The organism is Reella acinonychis (genome assembly GCF_052384575.1).
In the GTDB taxonomy this organism is placed as follows: domain Bacteria; phylum Pseudomonadota; class Gammaproteobacteria; order Enterobacterales; family Pasteurellaceae; genus JBQSUQ01.
Genome location: NZ_JBQSUQ010000022.1, coordinates 1 through 1,783 on the forward strand (window position 1 = coordinate 1; position 1,783 = coordinate 1,783).

The window sequence follows — 1,783 nt, forward strand, 5'->3', positions numbered from 1 at the left end:
ACCATGTTTATCGCAGTTCACCAATGTCACGCAAAGCTTATCAAGGTCGTATAGGTATTCGTTATTCTTGGTAATAACCACAATTGCAAAAGCCATCATAATTATGATGGCTTTTTTATCATCTTACAAAAATTGGCTATCACTAAAGTGCGGTGTTTTTTATTAGAATTTACCTTTCTTTTACAATCAATTCATCGCCTTTGTTGCATAAATTTTGTAGAATAAGCCGACTATTTTAAATTTATACTGAAGATTATTATGAAAAAAACAAAACTAGCCATTTTACTTTCTAGCCTTTTCTTTGTGTCGGAATTGAGTTATGCCGATATGATTATTGAGGGCAATGTCGCGAATGTTGGGAATGGAATATCTGATAAACAACCTGATGCAGAGGGATATTACCACTTTGGAGATATGTATGTTGGTCCTGGTAGCAAAGGCATTCTTACTGTAAATCAAGGCACAAAATTAAAAACAGGTGAAATTCACGTTGGGAATCATTCAACAGGTGATGGTACATTAATAGTTGATGGTGCTGGTACTAGAATTGAAATTATTGGTAACCGTTTGAATGTCGGTGGATCTGGCTCTAAAGGCAAACTTTATATTCGAAATGGTGCAGTATTAGTCCAATCTAATGCTAGATCTGATGATAATTATTTTGGTTATCACGGTGGTGAAGCTCTTATTGAGGTTGAAGGAGAAAGTTCAAAGCTTATTTTAAATTTAGGAAGATTGGTAATAAGACCAGAAGATCAATATGGAATTCGTACCAATAATTCAAAGATATATTTAAAAGATGGCGGCACGATGGAAATCAATGATTTCGCACCGCTATTTGCATTGCCTTATGTAGAAAATAATGGTTCATTAATCGCACAAAAAGCATTAAGAGTAAAAGAGCTATATATTGGTAATGATCAGCGAGGTGGTTATTTTAATTTTGGCGGAGGTCTTTCCGTATTTAATAAAGTCGTCATTAATAAACTCACGGAAGAAACAGCCACTTTACCTTTAAATACTTGTGATTACCGTTGCTCAATTATACATAATGCTGATGAGTCGCTTGTGCTTTTGAAGAACGGAAGTCGAGGTATTTCTCCTGCATTATTAGAAATTAATAAAGGCAAAGTGATTATTGATGATCAAAATACCTTTGATACTTTCAAAGCAGAAGCTTTAAATTTAAAACCTAATGCTACCTTCTCATTAACCAATATTGGAAAAACAGATCCCGCAGCTGTAGGTGCTACAGATGTCAAAGCAAAAAACTTTGAGCATTTAGGTATATTAGATTTAGCAGATGGCACCAATTCGCCGAAATTCACAGAATTTACTGTTGAAAATTATAAAGGTGGTGGTTTGCTTTTAGTGGATTCCGTATGGAATAAAGATACACAAACTTCAGCTACGGATACCTTGCATATTAAAGGTAATATTAATCCAGATGGTATCACCACAGTTAAAACTAAAAATGGCATATGGGGTGATATTACACAAACCACAGAAGATCAGTTCTTATCATTACCCGTTGTTAAGGTAGCGAGCGAACACGCAAATAATTTATTTGTTGGTAAATCCCCTACGCAAAACGGTGGCGAAGCGCAATTATTGAAAATTGGCAATGATTATTATTGGTCGTTAAAGGCAAGATTGCCAGCCCCAGTAGTGCCAAATAAACCAGAGGTAACACCGGACAATCCACCGGTAGTGCCAAATAAACCAGAGGTAAAACCGAATAATCCACCGGTAACGCCAAATACGCCAGAGGTAAAACCGAATA

1 pseudogene is annotated in these 1,783 nt (G+C 35.7%); it reads left to right on the forward strand.

The window, feature by feature from the left end:
• Positions 1 to 258: 258 nt before the first annotated feature.
• Positions 259 to 1,783, forward strand: a pseudogene (locus ACT2CV_RS09670) (hypothetical protein); the annotation flags it as partial.